15 protein-coding genes are annotated in these 19,533 nt (G+C 52.4%); all 15 read left to right on the forward strand.

Features of this window, described 5'->3' with window-relative positions:
* Positions 1–48 precede the first annotated feature (48 nt).
* The 15 genes from glpK (at position 49) to GT1_RS13690 (ending at position 19,517) form a co-directional block, all read left to right on the forward strand.
* Complete coding sequence (glpK, locus tag GT1_RS13620; RefSeq protein WP_188399218.1) at positions 49–1,545, forward strand: glycerol kinase GlpK; 1,497 nt, start codon at positions 49–51, stop codon at positions 1,543–1,545.
* 143 nt (positions 1,546–1,688) lie between these two features.
* Positions 1,689–3,299 carry an anaerobic glycerol-3-phosphate dehydrogenase subunit GlpA gene (gene glpA / locus GT1_RS13625; protein WP_188399219.1) on the forward strand — a complete coding sequence of 537 codons (1,611 nt, stop codon included), beginning with the start codon at positions 1,689–1,691 and terminating at the stop codon, positions 3,297–3,299.
* Positions 3,286–4,530 (forward strand): anaerobic glycerol-3-phosphate dehydrogenase subunit GlpB, encoded by a 1,245-nt coding sequence (gene glpB, locus GT1_RS13630; RefSeq protein WP_188399220.1) that lies wholly within the window; start codon positions 3,286–3,288, stop codon positions 4,528–4,530. The genes glpA and glpB overlap by 14 nt, the downstream gene beginning before the upstream one ends.
* Before the next feature lie 12 nt (positions 4,531–4,542).
* The gene (locus tag GT1_RS13635) at positions 4,543–5,739 is read left to right on the forward strand and encodes an anaerobic glycerol-3-phosphate dehydrogenase subunit C (RefSeq protein WP_188399221.1); all 1,197 of its coding nucleotides are present in this window, start codon (positions 4,543–4,545) and stop codon (positions 5,737–5,739) included.
* 31 nt (positions 5,740–5,770) lie between these two features.
* Complete coding sequence (gene phnD, locus GT1_RS13640; RefSeq protein ID WP_188399222.1) at positions 5,771–7,591, forward strand: phosphate/phosphite/phosphonate ABC transporter substrate-binding protein; 1,821 nt, start codon at positions 5,771–5,773, stop codon at positions 7,589–7,591.
* A 17-nt stretch (positions 7,592–7,608) separates the two neighbouring features.
* Positions 7,609–9,366 (forward strand): pyruvate kinase, encoded by a 1,758-nt coding sequence (gene pyk / locus GT1_RS13645; protein ID WP_188399223.1) that lies wholly within the window; start codon positions 7,609–7,611, stop codon positions 9,364–9,366.
* Positions 9,367–9,512: 146 nt separating this feature from the next.
* Positions 9,513–10,544: a sugar-binding transcriptional regulator gene (locus tag GT1_RS13650; protein WP_188399224.1), complete on the forward strand. Its 1,032-nt coding sequence runs from the start codon at positions 9,513–9,515 to the stop codon at positions 10,542–10,544.
* A 20-nt stretch (positions 10,545–10,564) separates the two neighbouring features.
* Positions 10,565–11,572 (forward strand): type I glyceraldehyde-3-phosphate dehydrogenase, encoded by a 1,008-nt coding sequence (gene gap, locus GT1_RS13655; protein ID WP_188399225.1) that lies wholly within the window; start codon positions 10,565–10,567, stop codon positions 11,570–11,572.
* A 78-nt stretch (positions 11,573–11,650) separates the two neighbouring features.
* Positions 11,651–12,838, forward strand: a complete 1,188-nt coding sequence (locus GT1_RS13660; protein ID WP_075757417.1) for a phosphoglycerate kinase — start codon at positions 11,651–11,653, stop codon at positions 12,836–12,838.
* 16 nt (positions 12,839–12,854) lie between these two features.
* A complete protein-coding gene (gene tpiA, locus GT1_RS13665) occupies positions 12,855–13,616 on the forward strand; it encodes a triose-phosphate isomerase (RefSeq protein ID WP_075757418.1) in 762 nt (253 codons plus the stop codon).
* 25 nt (positions 13,617–13,641) lie between these two features.
* Positions 13,642–15,183, forward strand: a complete 1,542-nt coding sequence (gene gpmI / locus GT1_RS13670; protein WP_188399226.1) for a 2,3-bisphosphoglycerate-independent phosphoglycerate mutase — start codon at positions 13,642–13,644, stop codon at positions 15,181–15,183.
* Positions 15,184–15,202: 19 nt separating this feature from the next.
* Complete coding sequence (gene eno, locus GT1_RS13675; protein WP_188399227.1) at positions 15,203–16,489, forward strand: phosphopyruvate hydratase; 1,287 nt, start codon at positions 15,203–15,205, stop codon at positions 16,487–16,489.
* 28 nt (positions 16,490–16,517) lie between these two features.
* Positions 16,518–16,727, forward strand: a complete 210-nt coding sequence (locus tag GT1_RS13680) for a hypothetical protein (protein WP_188399228.1) — start codon at positions 16,518–16,520, stop codon at positions 16,725–16,727.
* Positions 16,728–17,196: 469 nt separating this feature from the next.
* Complete coding sequence (gene secG / locus GT1_RS13685; protein ID WP_188399229.1) at positions 17,197–17,427, forward strand: preprotein translocase subunit SecG; 231 nt, start codon at positions 17,197–17,199, stop codon at positions 17,425–17,427.
* A gap of 83 nt (positions 17,428–17,510) precedes the next feature.
* Positions 17,511–19,517 carry a sodium-translocating pyrophosphatase gene (locus tag GT1_RS13690; protein ID WP_188399230.1) on the forward strand — a complete coding sequence of 669 codons (2,007 nt, stop codon included), beginning with the start codon at positions 17,511–17,513 and terminating at the stop codon, positions 19,515–19,517.
* Positions 19,518–19,533: the final 16 nt, after the last annotated feature.

Genomic DNA, 19,533 nt, shown 5'->3' on the forward strand with positions numbered 1-19,533 from the left:
CACACAAGAAATCTCCAAATATAAATTAAAAATAAGGGAGTTGCTGTCATGTCTAAAAAGTACGTACTTGCGCTTGACCAAGGAACAACCAGTTCGCGGGCCATCGTCTTCGATTCGGAATCCAATATTGTTGCAGTTGCCCAAAAAGAGTTTACTCAGATTTTTCCCAAACCAGGCTGGGTAGAGCACAATGCCGATGAAATCTGGGGCTCCCAAATTGGTGTTGTCGCTGAAGCTGTGGCCAAAGCCGGCATCAGCACTGCCGATATCGCCGCCATTGGGATTACCAACCAGCGTGAAACCACGGTGGTATGGGAGAAAGCAACAGGCAAACCGGTATATAACGCGATTGTCTGGCAGTCCCGCCAAACCATGGACATCTGCAATGACTTGAAGGCCAAAGGCCTGGAAGACACCTTCCGCAAAAAAACCGGTCTGGTAGTTGACGCTTATTTTTCCGGCACCAAGGTAAAATGGATCCTGGATAATGTCGAGGGCGCCCGGGCTAAAGCGGAAAACGGTGAACTGCTTTTCGGCACGATTGATACCTGGCTGATCTGGAAACTGTCAGGCGGCAAGGTACATGTCACCGACTACTCCAATGCCTCCCGGACTTTAATGTATAATATCCGCGAGCTCAAATGGGATGAAGAACTTTTGGCCGCGCTGACTGTTCCCGCTTCCATGCTGCCGGAGGTGCATCCGTCAAGTGAGGTTTACGGTCATACCGACCCCGCGGCATTCTTTGGTGCCGCTGTGCCGATTGCCGGCGCCGCCGGTGACCAGCAGGCCGCCTTGTTCGGTCAAACCTGCTTCCAGCCCGGTATGGCGAAAAACACCTATGGCACCGGTTGCTTCATGCTGATGAACACCGGCGACAAGGTGTATGAGTCGAAGAACGGCCTGTTAACCACCATTGCCTGGGGAATTGAAGGCAAGGTTGAGTATGCTTTGGAAGGCAGCATTTTCGTTGCCGGTTCGGCAGTTCAGTGGCTGCGCGACGGTCTCAAGCTGATTGATGCCGCTCCTGACTCCGAATACTTTGCCCAAAAAGTCAGCGATGCCGAAGGCGTGTATGTTGTTCCTGCCTTTGTCGGCCTGGGTGCTCCGTATTGGAATATGACTGCCCGCGGCGCGATTCTCGGTCTGACCCGCGGCACTACCAAGGCCCATGTGGTTCGGGCTACCCTTGATTCCATGGCTTATCAGACCAAAGATGTGTTAAGCGCGATGGAAGCCGACTCCGATATCAGGCTGCAAGCCCTCAAAGTGGACGGCGGCGCGGTGGTAAACAATATTCTTATGCAGTTCCAGGCAGATATTCTGGGTGTTCCGGTTGACCGTCCGCAGGTTACCGAAACTACCGCTTTGGGTGCCGCCTATCTGGCCGGCTTGGCTGTTGGCGTATGGGGCAACAAGGAAGAGTTGATTAAGAACTGGAAACTTGACAATCGTTTCGAACCGAAAATGGCAGGCGAGCAAAGCGCCAAACTCTATAAAGGCTGGCAAAAGGCAGTTAAGCGCTCGATGGATTGGGAAGAGTAAAGAATTCAGTTTTTAAAAACGCTATACAACGGACTTAGAGATGAAGAGAAGTCCTTCTTGCGCCGGATCGTTGGCCCAAGGGGACTTCTCTACCTTTTTTTGCCCTGACAAAAGGCAGAATTCTCGCAAAGGGGATATAAATTATGAGGCAAGCTACTGTAGTAGTCATCGGCGGCGGGGCAACCGGGGTTGGTATTCTCCGGGATTTGTCCATGCGCGGTGTAAAAACAATTTTAGTTGAACAAAAAGATTTGGCCTATGGCACAAGCTCGCGCTTTCACGGGCTGTTGCACAGCGGCGGCCGGTATGCGGTAAAAGATGCCGAATCGGCGCAGGAATGTATTGAAGAAAATATGATTTTGCGGAAAGTGGCCAGACACGCGGTGGAAGAAACCGAAGGCTTGTTTATCAGGCTGCCGGAGGATGACGAAGCCTTTGAAGCCGCATGGGTGACAGCCTGTGCGCAGGTGAATATTCCGGCCATCCCCATAACCCCGGCAGAAGCCAGACGCCTGGAGCCGCAGCTTACCGGCAGGGCGGTTGCCGCTTACCGGGTGCCGGATTCCGCCATAGACGGCTTCCGCCTGGTTTGGCAAAATGTTATATCAGCCCGTAAGTATGGGGGGGAAGCATTAACCTATACGGAAGTAACCGCTATTGAACATGTAAATAATCAGGTGGTGGGAGTTAAGGTCAGAAATACCCTTACAGGCCAGACCGGCTCAATTGCCTGTGACTATATTGTCAACGCCGCAGGCTCCTGGGTGGGACAGGTAGCGCATCTGGCCGGAGTGGACGTTCATGTCAGTCCTGACAGAGGGGTGTTAATTGCCTTTAACCACCGGTTTACCAGCCGGATTGTCAACAGGCTGCGGCCGCCGTCTGACGGTGATATCTTTGTGCCGCACGGTTCAATTACTATTTTCGGCACAACCTCTTCGCCGGCAACCAGGCCTGACGACACCATCCCGCGGGCAGCCGAGGTGGCCACCCTGCTGAAAATCGGCCAGCCATTATTTGAAGATATTTATCATTACCGTATCCTCAGGACCTTTGCCGGAACCCGCCCGCTCTACAGCGCCGATCCGGCGGCCGGCAGGGCGGCCTCCCGCAATTTTACCATCATTGATCATGAACAGGACGGCCTCAAAGGCATGGCGACAATTGTCGGCGGTAAACTGACGACCTACCGGCTTATGGCCGAAAAGATGGCCGACAAGGTATGTGAACATCTTGGGGTCATGGCTGAGTGCCGCACTGCCGCCGAACCGATGATTGCCGATGCGGCAGCCGCCGATATCGAAGCGGCCAGACGGTTTTTCCCGGCCTATGGTGTTGACCGGGCGGCTTCCCGGCTTGGTCCCAAATTTCCCGAAGTCGTAAAAGCCATGGAAACCGATCCGGCTAAGCGGCAGCTCTTATGCGAGTGTGAAATGGTTACTCTGGCTGAAGTCGAGGCTATGGCGGCCGATGATACCAGCTACAGTCTGGAAGATGTACGGCGCAAAACGCGCATGGGTATGGGGACTTGTCAGGGAGCCTTTTGCGGTTTTCGCGGCGTAGGGGCAGCGGCAGCCAATGAGTTAATTACCGGCAAGGATGCCCCCCGGCTTATTGAGGATTTTTTGGAGGCCCGCTGGAATGGTATCCGGCCGGTGCTGTGGGGGAATCAGTTGCGGGAAGCCGAATTGATGCGGGGCATCTATGCGGCGGCATTAAATATAGATGGAGCGGTCGATCATGAGAACAAGTGATGTTATTGTAATCGGCGGCGGTCTTGCTGGCCTGACAGCAGCCATTACCGCAGCCGGACGAGGCAAAAAGGTTACGCTTATGACCGCCGGTGCCGGCACACTGGCTATTGGCGGCGGTACTATCGATATCCTGGGCTATTTGTCAGGCGGCACCCCGGTGGCCAATCCCCGTACAGGACTGGCAAGTTTGCCGCCGGAACATCCGTACACCAAGGCCGGTATGGAGACAATTACAGCGGCAGTGGATTTTTTTCTGACGCTTTGTCAGCAAGAAGGCTTTGCCTATCAGGGCAGCCTTAACGAGATGCAGTGGCTGCCGACAGCTATCGGCACCTTAAAACCCAGCTGTCTGGTGCCGCTGACTATGGATACGGCGGCTGTCCAGACGGCCAGCCAGGTAGTGGTGGCCGGCTTTACCCGGTTGAAGGATTATTATCCTGAACTGGTGATCAAAGGCTTAAGCAAGCTGCCGGGGTATCAAAAACAGTATGAAAAGCTGGAAATTGATCCCGGCTTTCGCGGCGGGCGGGATGTGAGCACCGTGGATATTGCCAGATGGCTGGACACAATTCAGGGGCAGCAGGCTTGCCGGGAACAATTGTCAAAACAGCTAAAACCAGGCAGTGTTGTAATTATTCCGCCTGTTTTGGGGGTCCGGCCGGGTTACGCCGTTAAGGATACTTTGGAAAAAATGCTTAACTGCACTTTTGTGGAAACCGTCATTATGCCGACCGCCGTTACCGGTTTGCGGTTACGCGCCATGCTGCTCGAGCGGGCTAAAAAGCTGGGAGTCAGCATCATGGAACAGGCACATGCCATTGGGGTAAAGCGAGACGGCAACGGGGTTACGGCTGTTGTCACCGGCAACATTGACCGTGAACGCACCTATCATACGAAGGCGGTTATTCTGGCTACCGGCGGCTTTTTTGGCGGCGGCCTTGTGGCAGAACATGACAGTGTGAGTGAAACCGTATGCAACCTGCCGGTAACTGCTCCGGCCGATAAGGAAGAATGGGGAACCCTCAGGCTGTTTACCGGTACAGCCCAGCCTTTTGCCAAAATTGGTATTAACGTGGATGCCAGCCTGCGGCCGGTAGATGCACAGGGGGAGATACTGCTCGATAATGTCTATATTGCCGGTCGTAACCTGGCTGGCTACGATTATTGCCTGGAAAAGTCGGGCAATGGGGTAGCGCTGGTATCTGGTTATAAAGCCGGTATGTCTGTATAGGAGAGAATAACTATGAAAAAACATCATTACAATCCGGACAGTTGTACGTCCTGTACCGCTTGTGTGGTTCACTGCCCGGTCACTCAGGCTGTGCGGGAGTTCCGGGGCCCCAAGCTGGCAGGTCCGGCCGGTGAACGGTTCCGGTTATTGGACGAAGAGTATGAGGCTGCGCTGGAATATTGTTCTAACTGTAAAAACTGTGATATCAGCTGCCCCTCGCGGGTACCCATTTCCACCTTGAATATGAAGGCCAGAGCCAACTATTACAAGACCCATAAGCAGCCGCTGCGGGATTGGCTGTTGTCCCATGGCGAGCAAATGGCCAAAATGGCCGGCCTTACTCCCGGTCTTGCCAATATGGGCATGCATAATCTTCTGAGCAAGACGGTACTAAAGGGGATCGGGATATCTGACCAAATGCCGCTGCCGGCCTATGCAGCCGCATCCTTTATCAAGCAGTTCCGGAAAATTAAACAAAAGCCGCAGGCCGATAAGGTGGTATTTTACCCGGGGTGTTTTGTGAACTATAATCAGCCGCAGGTCGGACTGGATGTTGTGGCCGTGCTGCAAGCCAACGGATTTCAGGTAATTGTCCCGGAAGATACCGTATGCTGCGGTTCGCCGCTGGTGGTTAACGGGTATATGGAGGAAGCCGAGGCCAATGCCCGGAAGAATATGGCGATCTTACAGCAGTATGCTAAGCAGGGGCTTCCGATTATAACGGCTTGTACCAGTTGTGGTTTGATGCTTAAGCAGGAATACCAGGAGCTGTTCGACATTGAGGATCAACAGCTTGTGGCCGGCCGTGTCTATGATATCTCGGAGTTTTTACTGGAGCTTTATGACCAGGGACGGCTTAATACCAATTTTGCCAAACAGGCAGGCCGCTATATGTATCATGCCCCCTGCCATCTCAGAGTGCAGGGCATTGGCACCCCCGGCCTGGAACTTGTCCGTATGCTTCCCGGTATTGAGGTGGTGGCTGCCGATGCCGGCTGCTGCGGCATCTCCGGCAACTACGGCTTTAAAGCAGACAAATATGAGATAGCCATGAATATTGGCAGCAATCTGTTCGAGACCATTAAGGCCAGCGGTGTAACTACCGCGCTTTCCGACTGCGGTACCTGCCGCCTGCAGATTGCCCATGGTGCCGGGGTTAAGACAGCCCATCCCATTTCCCTCGTAAGGGCTGCCTACGAAAGGAAATAGTAGCACATACGTAAGAGGTGAAGGATGACGTATGGAAAAAAGACGAAGCTGGATGGCACAACTTGCAACAGGACTGTTCAAACAAGCAGCCTGCGCGCAGGAACCGGGAAAAGTAAAAACAATCCCACTTGCTGCGGCGCATAAACCGGATGGCTCTGCCGATACCATTGACATGTTTGGCATTGCCGGCGATTTGGCGTTTATATCTCAGCAGGTAGTCTGGGAGATGCAGCAAAGTAAAACCGCGTTAACCCAATTGGGAGAACTGTCAAAAGCCGTAGCCAGAGAAACCGAAAATAATGCCAGCAGTACAGAGGAGACCGCTGCCGGCATCGAGGAAACCGCAGCCACTGCCGGCGTTGTGACCCATTCGTCACGGGAAGTGCTTGAACAATGCAGGGCTTCCCTGGAGTTGACGGTAAAGAGCCAGGAAGAGTTTATTCATGTGACCAATACCATGACCGATGTAGCGCGGGTGGTTGAGGCGGCGGCGCGCTCGGTAGACGGCTTAAATGAAGCTTCCCGGCGAATTAGTGAGTTTACCGGCAAGATACAGCGGATTGCCAGTCAGACCAATCTGCTGGCATTAAATGCGGCCATTGAGGCCGCCAGGGCCGGGGAACACGGGCGGGGGTTTGCGGTTGTTGCCCAGGAGGTAAGAAACCTTGCCGGGGAAAGCGCGCAAATTACCCAGGAAGTGGATGCCGTTATCGGTGATATTACCAGAGAGACTGCCCAGGTAACGGCAAGCATGCTGGCAGGCCGGGACAGACTGGCAGGAATGGAAACCATGGCCCGCCAGTCCACCCAGGCCATGCAGGACATTGTTGAACATATTACCGGTATTGGCAGCACGGTGGAGCGGCTATGCCAATTATCTGAAAGCCAGACACTTACCACCGAACAAATGGCGTCAGCTATCGGGATTATTGGCACGGCGACGGTGGAAATTGCGGCAAATACCCAATCCATACAGGCCAGTGTCAACCTGCAGCAAGAAAATCTGGAACAGGTTTTTGCCCATGCCAAGGCCATTACCATCGTGGCCGACAAACTGCAATCGGTGGCTGTGAAGTCCAAGTCGGCCACAGATATTGTAGTTGGTGTAAATCCCTTTACCATTCCGCAAATCATCCGCGAAACCTATGTCCCCATTTTGCAGCATGTGGCCCAAAAGGTTGGCTTGTGTGCCCGGGTTATCATCGTCTCCGACTATGATGCGCTTGGCCGGGCCATGTTTGACGGAATTGTGGATGTAGGCTGGTTTTCGCCGTTTGCTTATGTTTCGGCGAAGCGGGCGGGCGAACTTATGCCGCTGGTTACGCCTGTTGTCAATCATAGCGCATCCTACACCGGCCTTATCATTGGCGCAAAAGAAAAAGGCAATACGCTTGATGCCTTACAGGGTAAAAAGTTTGCCTTTGTGGACCGCCAATCGGCATCCGGCTATATCTATCCGCGGGCCCTGCTGGCGCAGCGCGGTAAAAATGCCGACACTTTCTTTGGGGAAACGGTATTTTTAGGCAGTCATAACCGGGTTATCGAGGCAGTGCTTGAGGGGATTGTTGACGGCGGCGCCACGTATTCTGAGGCGATAGAGACTGCCAGAAGCAAAGGGTATCCGGTGGAAAGGCTGGTAATTCTGGCCCAGACAGAAGCAATACCCAAAGATGCCATTGTTTGCAGGCCGGAAATACCTCCTGAGCTGTCAGAGCGGTTACGCCAAGCCTTCCTGGAGACTACCGATCAGGATAAACGCTGTGCGGTTTTGCTGGCAAAAGCCGGGATTAATGGTTTTACCATCGCCCGGGATCAGGCCTATGATGTGGTTAGAAAAGTTGCTCAGTACTAAATAATAGGGGGATGCAGATGAAAAAAACAAAGATTATCTGTACAGTCGGGCCAAGCACTGATAAACCCGGTGTGCTGGAAAACCTGCTGCTGGCAGGAATGAATGTCGCCAGATTTAATTTTTCCCATGGTTCTCACGAAGAGCATGCCCGGCGCATCGCTATGGTACGGGAAGCGGCGCGGGCCACCAAGCTGGCGGTGGCCATCATGCTGGATAATAAAGGGCCGGAAATGCGGCTGGGAAAGTTTGAAGGGGGCAAGACAATCCTGTCACAGGGCCAAACCTTCACCCTGACCACCCGGGATATTGTCGGCAATAATTCGGTGGCGGCAGTCAATCACCCGCATTTTCATGAAGAAATAGCGCCAGGAGATATGATTTTGCTTTCAGACGGACTCATCAGCCTGAAGGTAGAAGCCGTATCCGGGCAGGATATCACGACAACTGTGCAAAACAGCGGACTCATTTCAGACCGCAAGCGGGTGGCTGCACCGGGTGTATATGTCAAATTGCCGTTATTGGCCGAACAGGATGTCGCCGATATTCAATTCGGGATCAAACAAGGCATTGACTTCATTGCCGCTTCTTTTGTGCAGCGGGCCGGTGATATCCTGGCTATCCGCAAGCTGCTGGAAGAGGCCGGTGTGCAAAATGATATTGATATTATCGCTAAAATAGAAAATGCCGAAGGTGTCAAACGGATTGATGAAATCCTTAAGGTGACCGACGGGGTAATGGTAGCCAGAGGCGACTTAGGGGTGGAAATTCCGGTAGAAGAAGTGCCGCTGGTGCAGAAGATGATTATTGAGAAATGCAATAAGGCCGGTAAACCGGTGATAACGGCTACGCAAATGCTGGAATCCATGCTGACAAATCCCCGGCCTACGCGGGCGGAAGCCAGTGATGTCGCCAACGCGATCTTAGACGGGTCTGACGCCATCATGCTCAGTGGTGAAACGGCGTCAGGGCAGTATCCGGTGGAAGCGGTGCAAACCATGGCCAAACTGGCTGTACGCATAGAAGCATCCCTGCCATATGACCGAATGCTGCTGGCTAAAGGGATTGGCCAGGAAAAAACGACAACCGAGGCCATTAGCCATGCCAGTGTCCAGGTGGCTCACGGTCTGGGAGCGGCAGCCATACTTGCCGCAACCCATACAGGCCATGCTGCCAGAATGGTATCAAAATACCGCCCGAAATCAGCCATTATTGCTGTTACTCCCCGGGAAAATACCTTGCGCCGTTCGCTGCTGTACTGGGGTGTTTACCCGGTATTGGCGCCGGATGCAACCAGCACGGACGAGATGACGGCCAATGCCATCGGCAGCGCGTTAGCGGCCGACGCAGTCAAAGAAGGTGATCTGGTTGTTGTTACTGCCGGCGTTCCGTCAGGAACCTCGGGAACCACGAATATGATCCGGGTGCATGTTGTCGGCAATATTCTGCTTAAAGGGACGGGGATTGGCCGGTTGGCGGCGACCGGGAAACTGTGCATTGCCCGCTCGGTCAAAGAGCTGAAGGCTAAATTTCAAAAAGGCGATGTTCTGGTACTAAAGGCGGTTGATGAAGAAACCGCGGTGTATGCCGCCCAGGCGGGAGCCATTATTGCCGAAGAGGGCGGGCTTACTTCTCACGCCGCTGTTGTCGGCATTAGCTTTGGCATACCTGTCATTGTCGGTGCCGATGGCGCCACCGAGCGTTTGACTGACGGCATGACGGTTACGGTTGATCCAAAACAAGGAATTGTGTATCAGGGAAAAATTAACGCCAGATAATTGCAGGAGAAAAAATGCCGGATAATAGATAATCAGGCAGGATTTTCATTATGACTAGCGAACATTATAAAGTGAAATCGATATTTTTTATTCAATATGGGACATGATATGTACATGTGGGACTTACTTTAGCCCGGGGAGCTAGTATGGAAAAAATCATTCAACTGCAGCGCAAATTTGCGCCTGAACTTACACAAATTATTGAAGCACGATACAATCTCCTGCGCCATATCCAGCATACCCAGCCGGTAGGCCGGCGGGCGCTGGCAACGCTGCTCCATATGGGGGAGCGGGTGGTCAGGGCACAGGTGGATTGGCTGAAAGATGCCGGACTGGTCGAGTTTTCGCCGTTAGGGATGAGTGTAACCGCCGAAGGGCAAGCTATAATGGCCGATTTGGCCGAATACATCCGTTTGCTCAGAGATTTAGTCGGCTTGGAGATTGAACTGAGCCGGCAGCTGAACCTCAGAAAGGTTATCATAATTCCCGGCGACAGCGAGATCGACCGTGCCGTACGGCGCGAACTTGGCCGGGCTACCGCCGGTGTGCTTGGTCAGTATCTGACAGACCAGATGGTGGTGGCTGTAAGCGGCGGCTCCACTATGGCCAAGGTGGCGGAAGCCATTAATTTCAGTTTTCCTGCCACTACCGTTGTTCCCGCCCGGGGCGGCCTGGGGGAAGTTGTCGAATATCAGGCCAATACCATTGCTGCCGTTATGGCCGGCAAGTTAGGCGGGCGCTACCGGATGCTGCATATTCCGGACGGAGTCAATGAAGAAACGCTGGAAGCCATATTGGACGGCGACACGAACCTCAGAGCGGTGGCGGAAATGATCAAACACGCCGACATTCTCGTTCATGGTATCGGTGAAGCCGCCGAGATGGCTGAACGTCGCGGCGTACCGCCGGAAACCTTTGCCAAGATTGAGCGCTGCGGCGCTGTGGGTGAAGCGCTGGGGCAATACTGCGCTTTACCGGGGAAAATTGTGCATGTTACCAGCAGTATCGGTTTACGACTGGATGACCTGGCCGGAATTGGAACCGTAATTGCCGTAGCCGGGGGCAGCGCCAAAGCTAAGGCCATTTTGGCCGTAGTTGGTGCAGGCGGACAAGATGTCCTTGTTACCGACGAGGCGGCGGCTAAGGCCATTCAGTTACTAATAAATACTAATCATTAATATTGAGGAGGAGTTCTATTATGACTATTAAAGTAGGTATTAACGGTTTTGGCCGTATTGGCCGGAATGTTTTTCGGGTAGCACTAAATAACCCGCAATTTGAAATTGTGGCGGTAAATGACCTGACAGATGCAAAAACTCTTGCCCATCTTTTGAAATACGATTCGGTTCACGGCACCTTAGCCGGCGACGTTAAGGCTGTTGAAGGCGGTATCGAAGTTAATGGCAAGCTGGTAAAAGTGCTGGCGGAAAGAGAGCCGGCAAACCTGCCGTGGAAGGCCATGGGTGTTGATATCGTTGTTGAATCAACAGGCCGTTTCACCGAAAAAGACAAAGCCATGGCTCATATTGAGGCCGGCGCTAAGAAAGTCATTATTTCGGCTCCAGCCAAAAACGAAGATATTACCATCGTTATGGGTGTTAACCAGGACAAATATGATGCCGCTAACCATCACATCATCTCCAATGCTTCCTGCACCACCAACTGCCTGGCTCCTTTTGCCAAAGTGCTGCATGAAAACTTCGGCATTAAGTCCGGCTTGATGACTACCGTTCATGCGTATACCAATGACCAAAACATCCTTGACCTGCCGCACAAAGACCTGCGCCGGGCCCGTGCCGCCGGCATGTCCATTATTCCGACAACTACCGGTGCCGCCAAAGCGGTAGCGCTGGTGCTGCCTGAACTCAAAGGCAAGCTGAACGGTTTTGCCCTGCGTGTGCCTACCCCGAACGTATCTATCACCGACCTGGTAGCGCAGCTGGAAAAACCGGCCACCGCTGAAGCCGTCAATGCAGCGTTAAAAACCGCAGCCAATGGCGAACTCAAAGGCATTATGGCGTTTGCTGAAGAAGAACTTGTTTCCAAAGACTATAACGGCAACCCGCATTCCTCCATTGTAGACGGCCCGTCCACCATGATGGTAGGCGACAATCTGGTAAAAGTAGTATCCTGGTATGACAATGAGTGGGGCTATTCTAACCGGGTCGTTGATCTGATTAACTTCATTATTGGTAAAGGTCTGTAAGTCTTATTATAAAGAAGCAATCTCAAGCATTGGGATTGCTTCTCCTACCTCACCTTACCTAATGCGGGAGGAGTACATATGAATAAAAAAAGTTTGAATGATATCTGGGTATCTGGCAAAAAAGTGCTGGTCCGGGTGGATTATAATGTGCCGATGGATAAAGAGGGCAATATTACTGATGATACCCGTATCCGTGCCACCATTCCCACCCTGGAGTTTTTGCTTTCGAAAAACGCTGCTGTTATTATTATCAGCCATCTGGGACGTCCTAAAGGCAAAGTTGCGCCCGAATTCTCGCTTAAACCGGTGGCGCAAAAGCTGTCCCAGCTGCTCTATGGCCGGGAAGTGCAGTTTGCCGCCGATTGTATCGGCCCAGAGGCCCGCAGCCTGTCAGCCGCTCTTGGCGCAGGCCAGGTGCTCATGCTGGAAAACCTTCGTTTCCATGCCGAGGAAGAGAAAAATGATCCGGAATTTGCCAAACAGCTTGCCGGATTGGCGGACATTCTGGTAAACGATGCCTTTGGGGTATCCCATCGCGCCCATGCCTCGGTGCATGGCATTGCCAAATATATCCCGGCAATATCCGGCTTCCTGATGGATAAAGAACTGTTGTTTCTGGGGCAGGCCGTTACCGACCCGGTACGTCCGTTTGTCGCCATTATCGGCGGGGCCAAGGTTTCCGATAAAATCGGTGTAATCGAAAATCTGCTGCAAAAGGTAGACACCCTGATCATCGGCGGCGGCATGGCCAACACCTTCCTGGCCGCCCAGGGCTACAAATGCGGCAAATCGCTGGTGGAAGCCGATAAGCTGGAATTGGCCAAAAACCTGATAACTATGGCTAAAAGCAAAGGCGTCAGCCTGCTGTTGCCGGAAGATGTGGTGGTTGCCGACAAATTCGCCGCCGACGCCGACCGGAAAACAGTCCCTGTTGATCAAATTCCGGCAGAGTGGATGGCGCTTGACATTGGTCCGGCTACTGCCGCCAAGTTTGCTCAAAGCCTGCAGACGGCCAAGACAGTAGTATGGAATGGCCCTATGGGAGTGTTTGAATTTGACGCTTTTGCCGTAGGTACGGAAGCGGTTGCTAAAGCCGTAGCCGCCTCAGGCGCCAAGAGCATTGTCGGCGGCGGTGACTCGGTAGCCGCGCTGGAAAAACTCAAGCTGGCTGCCCAGATTACGCATATTTCAACAGGCGGCGGTGCGTCGCTGGAGTTCCTGGAAGGTAAGGAACTGCCGGGGATTGCTGCGCTGGCGGATAAATAAAGTAAGGAGTGATATGATGCGCAAGCCCATTATTGCCGGTAACTGGAAGATGTATAAAACTGCCGGTGAAGGCGCTCTACTTGTGCGGGAATTAGCTGCTTTGACCAAGACTGTTACCGATGTGGATATGGTGGTGTGTCCGCCGTTTACGGCGCTGGCAGCCGCTGCCGGTGCGGTAGCAGGGACTGCCATTGGTTTGGGCGCTCAAAATATGCACTGGGAGGAAAAAGGCGCCTTTACCGGCGAAATCGCTCCCGGCATGCTGAAAGATATTGGCTGCACCCATGTGATTATTGGTCACTCTGAACGGCGTCAGTACTTTGCTGAAACCGACAAAACCGTAAATCAGAAAACCAAGGCTGCTTTCAAGGCCGGTTTAACTCCCATCGTATGTGTGGGCGAGACGCTGGCTGAGCGGGAAGCCAATGCCACGGAAAAGGTTGTCGGTATTCAGGTTGAGGGCGGCTTGGAAGGTCTCACCGCCGAGCAGGCCGCGAACCTGGTAATTGCCTATGAGCCGGTTTGGGCTATCGGCACCGGGCGTACGGCTTCGGCCGGAGATGCCAATGCGGTATGCGCTTTTATTCGCCGTACGGTAGGCGCGATGTTTGGTCAGACAGTTGCCGACAGTCTGCGTATTCAATATGGCGGCAGCGTCAAACCGGACAATATAGCTGAACTTATGGCCCAACCTGACATTGACGGCGCCCTGGTTGGCGGAGCGAGTCTGGAAGCAGATTCTTTCAGCAAGCTGGTGATGTTTTCGGGGAAAGCCTAGACCTTATGAATAAAGGAGAATAAACGTGGCTAAACTTTCTTCCCCCATTGCTCTGATTATAATGGATGGCTGGGGTATTGGCCGTGTTGATGATGAATACAACGCTATTGCCAAAGCCGGTACCCCGCATATTAAGCTGTTAACCGAAATGTATCCCAATACTGCCCTTGTTTGTTCCGGTGAGGCGGTTGGTTTACCGGAAGGGCAGATGGGCAACTCCGAAGTAGGTCACCTGAATATCGGGGCAGGCCGCGTTGTTTATCAGGAGCTTACCCGTATCAGCAAATCTATCCGGGACGGTGATTTTTTTCATAACCCGGTGTTTGTCAAGGTTTGTGAACAAACCAAAGCTGCGGACGGGACGCTGCATCTCATGGGCCTGCTTTCCGACGGCGGCGTACACAGTCATATCAACCATTTGTACGCCCTGCTGGAATTAGCCAAACAACAGGGGATAACCAAGGTCTATGTTCACGCCTTTCTGGATGGGCGGGATGTGCCCCCCTCCAGTGCTGTTACCTATATAAAAGAGCTGGAAGCCAAGATGGCGGAAATTGGCGTTGGCGCCATTGCCACCATCTCCGGGCGCTACTATGCCATGGACCGGGATCAGCGCTGGGAGCGCACCAGCAAAGAATACCAGGCACTGGTTTATTGCCAGTGCGCCCAGGCTCCCACCGCCGTCGAAGCCGTCGAAGCCTCCTATAAAGCCGGCATAACCGATGAATTTGTAGAACCGACGGTGGTTGCCGGTTGCGGCTATTGCGGGATAAAACCCAGAGACGGCGTCATCTTCTTCAACTTCCGTCCCGACCGGGCCCGCCAACTCAGTCATGCCTTAAAGGATGCCGCGTTTGAAGGATTTGAACGGACCCAGGAGGACCTGCCGCTCTACTTTGTGACAATGACGCAGTATGACGAGACGCTGGCCTTGCCGGTGGCCTTTCCTCCGGCTCACACGGCCAATACCTTGGGCGAAGTATTCAGCCGGGCCGGTTATACTCAGCTGCGTATTGCCGAAACGGAAAAATATGCTCATGTTACCTACTTCTTTAATGGCGGCGAGGAACAGCCTTTTGCCGGCGAAGAGCGGCTGCTTATTCCTTCCCCGAAAGTAGCCACCTATGATTTAAAACCGGAAATGAGCGCACCTGAAGTTACCGACAAGGTAGTTGACGCTATAAAATCCGGTAAATATGACCTTATCATTCTTAACTATGCCAATGGCGATATGGTAGGCCATACCGGTGTGCTGGAGGCCGCGACCAGTGCGGTAACAACGGTTGACCAGTGTGTCGGCCGCGTGGCCGGGGCGATGCATGACCGGGGCGGGATTACGCTGATTACGGCCGACCACGGCAATGCGGAGGTTATGCGTGACCCGGTAACCGGGGAAGCCTTTACCGCTCACACCACCAATCGGGTACCCTTTATTCTGGTTTCGGAAGCCCACCGGGGCGCCAGCCTGCGTGAGGGGATCCTGGCCGATATTGCCCCGACGATTTTAGCGCTGGCCGGTATTGCTCAGCCGGCGGAAATGACCGGTAAAAGTCTGTTAGCCAAATAAATATGCAGGAGGGAAACACATGTCTACAACCATTGTTGATGTTTTAGCCAGAGAAATTATGGATTCCCGCGGCAATCCGACCGTAGAAGTCGATGTACTGTTAGAAGACGGCACCATGGGCCGCGCCGCTGTTCCTTCAGGGGCATCCACCGGCGCTTATGAAGCGGTGGAACTGCGTGACGGCGATAAAAGCCGTTACCAGGGCAAAGGCGTGCTGAAGGCTGTCGAGAATGTAAACGAAATTATTACTCCGGAAATTATTGGCATGGATGCACTTGATCAAATCGGTATTGACCAAGTCATGCTGGAACTTGACGGTACACCCAACAAAGCCAAGTTAGGCGCTAACGCCATTCTGGGCGTATCCATGGCAGTAGCTAAAGCAGCGGCGGCGGCTTCCGGGCTTACCCTGTATCAATACCTCGGTGGCGCTAACGCCAAAGAAGTGCCGGTGCCGATGATGAACATCCTCAATGGCGGCAAACATGCCGACAATAATGTTGATGTTCAGGAATTTATGATTTTGCCGGTAGGCGCAGACAGCTTTGCCGAAGCTCTCCGCATGGGTTCGGAAATTTATCACAGTCTCAAAAAAGTGCTTGGCAGCCGCGGTTTAGCTACTGCTGTCGGCGATGAAGGCGGTTTTGCTCCAAATCTGTCTTCCAATGAAGAAGCGCTTAAAGTTATCATTGAGGCGATTGAAGCCGCCGGTTACAAACCGGGTGAACAAATTATGCTGGGACTTGATGTGGCTGCCACGGAAATTTTTAAAGACGGAAATTACCATCTCGAAGGCGAAGGTGTTGTGAAAACTCCGGCTGAAATGGTGGAATACTATAGTCAGTTAGTTGAAAAATATCCGATCATTTCGATTGAAGACGGAATGTCTGAAGACGATTGGGATGGCTGGAAGCTGCTGACAGACCGTTTGGGCGGCAAAGTGCAGCTGGTTGGCGACGATTTATTTGTAACCAATGTCGAGCGCCTGAGCCAGGGGATTGACACCAGAACCGCTAACTCCATTTTGGTTAAAGTAAATCAAATCGGCACCCTGACCGAAACCTTTGACACTATCGAAATGGCGAAGCGGGCCGGCTACACTTGTGTTATCTCCCACCGTTCGGGTGAAACCGAGGATGCCACTATTGCCGATATTGCCGTAGCCGTTAATGCCGGTCAAATTAAAACCGGTGCTCCGGCCCGTACCGACCGGGTGGCAAAATACAATCAATTGCTCCGGATTGAAGAGCAATTGGGTGATCTTGCTCAGTATCGCGGCCGCAAGGTCTTTTATAACCTAAAATAAGTTCGCGCCGGAAGGAGGTGAACTAATTATGCCGAAGGGATATTTTATTCGATGCAGTGACTGCGGTTATCTGTATGAGTGTGAAGAAGACTTGCTGGAATGCCTGGAAAAGCATGTCTGCGAGCATTGCGGCAGTTCCAATATGGAAGTCATTCAGCAGCAGGAAGGCCGGTTTGGCTGCACCAGCCGCATGAATACGCATGTCGTTAACGCCGACCTGCATCCCGACCTTCCCTAACCAGTTCTCACCTCCGCTAAGGCGTAAAACAGTATGGAATGACAGCCGGTACCTCCGGCTGTTTATTTTTCCCTAACAGAAAGTATAGCTTCTTAAAAACAGGATCAACAACGACTTCCTCCGTCGCCAAAGGCTTGGCGCAAGCCGATGTTTATTTTAGAAAATTTTGGGTAAAATATTGTAGCAAATATGTGAAAAAGTCGACTAGATAATTGTCAAGTATCCTGGAGTGTGTTAGAATGTTGTTATGCCTTGGCAACGTGATTTTGCAGTAAGTGCCTCAGCCGGCGGGGTTATGGAGTATAGCACCGAGAATTTTTGCCGTCAGGCGAGGCGGAGGAGCCGCGCATATCGGAAATATGTAAGGCGACGACAACGAAGCATGGCGGCAAAAAGGCCGGTGATATACTTTATGTTCTCGTTGGCTGAGGTACTAAATAACGGTATCAGTCGTGAGGGGGGTTAAGAAGTGTTAACAGGACTGATGATTTTGGAAGGCGTACTTTCGATTGCATTAATCGCCGTTGTAGTGTTGCAGTCGGGGAAGAGCGCGGGTTTGTCGGGTTCGATTGCCGGGGGAGCCGAATCTATTTTCGGTGGCAAAGGTAAGGGTCTTGATGGAATTCTGGCAAAGGCGACCATTATCCTCGCCACTTTGTTTGGAATAGTAACATTGATTTTGGTTAAATTGATGCAGTAGCGTCACTAACCTCAATGGCTGGGTACTATCCAGCATATTGGGGTATTTTTGAGGGGTTTAGTTCAAAGGAGGAAAAGTTAACAATGGATTTATTGTACTTTGCGCCGGTGGCAGGTATTGTCGCACTGGCTTTTGCTGCGTATTTGATGGCCAGCGTTTTAAGAGAAAGCCCTGGCAATCAAAAAATGCAGGACATCTCTCAGGCAATTTTTGAAGGTGCTATGGCCTTCCTTAATCGTCAGTACAAAACACTTATTCCGTTTACAATCGTTATTTTCTTTATTCTATTCTATATCGACGGTTACAAATTAGCTGTATCCTTTCTGGTAGGTGCTGTTTCTTCAGCTGTTGCCGGTTATGTAGGTATGACTTCGACAACCAAGTCAAACGCCCGTACCACCGAAGCTGCCCGTCATAGTCTGAATAAGGCTCTAAGCGTATCTTTCCGCGCAGGTGCGGTAATGGGTATGTCAGTTGCCGGTCTTGGTCTTTTGGGTGTTTCCAGTCTATACATAATCTTCAGAGACCCTGTTGTTATTAACAGCTTTGCGTTTGGTGCAAGTGCTATTGCTTTCTTCGCCCGTGTCGGCGGCGGTATCTTTACCAAAGCGGCTGACGTCGGTGCTGACCTGGTAGGTAAGGTAGAAGCAGGAATTCCGGAGGATGATCCCCGTAATCCGGCCGTTATTGCCGACAATGTTGGTGATAATGTCGGTGACACCGCCGGCATGGGTGCCGACCTGTTCGAATCCTATGCGGCTACCGCTATTGCCGCTATGCTCATCGGGCAAACTGTGTTCAAAGGCGATATCAATGGTGTGCTGTTCCCGCTGGTCATCGGTGCAGCCGGTATTTTTGCCTCCATTGTCAGTACCTTCCTGGTTAGAACCAGTGAAGACGGCGACCCGCAGGCTGCTTTAAACAGAGGCATCTGGGGCACCAATATCCTGGTGGCTTTTGCTACCTATGGTTTTGCCAGCATGATGTTCCCGGCCCAGGCTATGGGCATTACGATTGCGGTTATTTGCGGTCTGGCGGTTAACGTACTTGTTGGCGCTATTACCGAATATTATACTTCCAATGAAAAAGCACCTACACAACACATTGCCGATGCTTCCCAAACCGGTCCGGCTACCAACGTTATTGCCGGTATTGCCTGCGGCCTGAGAAGTACCGCACTGCCGATGCTGGTATTTGCCGTTGCTATCTGGGTTGCTTACAGTGCAGCCGGTATCTATGGTATTGCTATGGCGGCCATGGGCATGTTGTGCACAGCAGGTATGGTTGTTGCTGTTGACTCCTTCGGTCCGGTAGCCGATAATGCCGGTGGTATTGCCGAAATGGCTGAACTTGGTCCTGAAATCCGCAAAACCACTGACAAGCTGGATGCGGTTGGTAACACCACTGCGGCTATTGCCAAAGGTTTTGCCATTGGTTCGGCGGCGCTTACCGCCCTGGCATTGTTCACCGCTTTTGGTGAAGAAATTGCTAAAAACCCCAAACTGTCCGGTCTTCTGGTTAATGGCCATCTGGTAATCAACCTGACCGAACCGGCTGTTATTATTGGTATCTTCCTGGGCGCGACCCTGCCGTTCCTGGTGTGTGCTTTTACTATGGAAGCAGTTGGTAAAGCTGCCTTTGAAATGATTGGTGAAGTTCGCCGTCAGTTCCGTGAAATCCCCGGCATTATGGAAGGCACAGGCCGTCCTGACTATGCCAGCTGCGTGGATATCAGCACTAAAGCCGCTATCCGTGAAATGATGCTGCCTGGTCTCTTTGCCGTAGGTTCTCCGATTCTGGTTGGTTTCGTACTTGGCGCGAAAGCGCTGGCAGGCTTCCTGGCCGGTGCTACTGCTGCCGGTGTGCTGCTGGCTCTCTTTATGTCCAACGCCGGCGGTGCCTGGGACAATGCCAAGAAATGGATTGAGACAGGCAAATTAGGCGGTAAAGGTACTCCCGCTCATGCTGCCGCAGTTATCGGCGACACGGTTGGTGACCCGTTCAAGGACACTTGTGGTCCTGCCATGAACCCGCTGATTAAAGTTGCCGGTACTATTTCACTTATTATTGCTCCGCTGCTTTTCTTCTAAAATCTGATGATGAAAC

This window comes from Sporomusa sp. GT1 (genome assembly GCF_014634905.1).
GTDB lineage: Bacteria > Bacillota > Negativicutes > Sporomusales > Sporomusaceae > Sporomusa > Sporomusa sphaeroides.

Bases quoted from the DNA above. Each gene is read 5' to 3' on its own strand.
- tpiA (WP_075757418.1), top strand. From the start codon at position 12,855: ATGCGCAAGCCCATTATTGCCGGTAACTGGAAGATGTATAAAACTGCC.
- GT1_RS13650 (WP_188399224.1), top strand. From the start codon at position 9,513: ATGGAAAAAATCATTCAACTGCAGCGCAAATTTGCGCCTGAACTTACA.
- eno (WP_188399227.1), top strand. From the start codon at position 15,203: ATGTCTACAACCATTGTTGATGTTTTAGCCAGAGAAATTATGGATTCC.
- GT1_RS13635 (WP_188399221.1), top strand. From the start codon at position 4,543: ATGAAAAAACATCATTACAATCCGGACAGTTGTACGTCCTGTACCGCT.
- GT1_RS13690 (WP_188399230.1), top strand. From the start codon at position 17,511: ATGGATTTATTGTACTTTGCGCCGGTGGCAGGTATTGTCGCACTGGCT.
- GT1_RS13660 (WP_075757417.1), top strand. From the start codon at position 11,651: ATGAATAAAAAAAGTTTGAATGATATCTGGGTATCTGGCAAAAAAGTG.
- GT1_RS13680 (WP_188399228.1), top strand. From the start codon at position 16,518: ATGCCGAAGGGATATTTTATTCGATGCAGTGACTGCGGTTATCTGTAT.
- phnD (WP_188399222.1), top strand. From the start codon at position 5,771: ATGGAAAAAAGACGAAGCTGGATGGCACAACTTGCAACAGGACTGTTC.
- pyk (WP_188399223.1), top strand. From the start codon at position 7,609: ATGAAAAAAACAAAGATTATCTGTACAGTCGGGCCAAGCACTGATAAA.
- glpB (WP_188399220.1), top strand. From the start codon at position 3,286: ATGAGAACAAGTGATGTTATTGTAATCGGCGGCGGTCTTGCTGGCCTG.
- glpK (WP_188399218.1), top strand. From the start codon at position 49: ATGTCTAAAAAGTACGTACTTGCGCTTGACCAAGGAACAACCAGTTCG.
- glpA (WP_188399219.1), top strand. From the start codon at position 1,689: ATGAGGCAAGCTACTGTAGTAGTCATCGGCGGCGGGGCAACCGGGGTT.
- gap (WP_188399225.1), top strand. From the start codon at position 10,565: ATGACTATTAAAGTAGGTATTAACGGTTTTGGCCGTATTGGCCGGAAT.